Here is a 480-nt window from a genome sequence, read left to right as displayed (position 1 = left end):
CATCCATGTATAAGGGAGAGCAACATTTTCCTTCTGTGTAACGTTATTATTTGTTCGTAATTGACTCATCAATGGAACACTCCTTCATCTTCAAATATTAACTTATAAAAATATACACAATTAAATATATTAGATAACCTAATTATATGCTTAAAAAAATTTATCTACCCACCCCCAGTTTATCTTCCATATGATGATGGATTTTTTCTATAATTCGCAAAAAAACGATCTGCTCCTCGGGCTCCAAAATACTCGCTAGGGAAGCACAGGAAGACCAAAATACAGGAAGCACCTGCTGTACAAGATGAGAACCCGCTTCTGTAATGCGCACATGAATTTTGCGTCGATCTGAAGAATTATGTTCTCTGATAATCCAGCCTCGTTGCTCTGTCCAATCCAGGAGAGATGTCACAGATGCACGACGAATTCCCAGACGGTCGGCAATTATTGAAGGGCTCATCTGGGCCTGAGATTGGTGCA

At 39.4% G+C, this 480-nt stretch carries 1 protein-coding gene; it reads right to left on the bottom strand.

Annotation, left to right across the window (positions count from 1 at the left end):
- Positions 1-160: 160 nt before the first annotated feature.
- Positions 161-480: MarR family winged helix-turn-helix transcriptional regulator (locus AC5V8P_RS26080; protein WP_495474113.1), on the bottom strand; the 320-nt coding region annotated here is incomplete at its 5' end.

This window comes from Paenibacillus sp. N119s (assembly GCF_059447605.1).
This window is presented reverse-complemented; position numbering and strand designations above follow the sequence as displayed.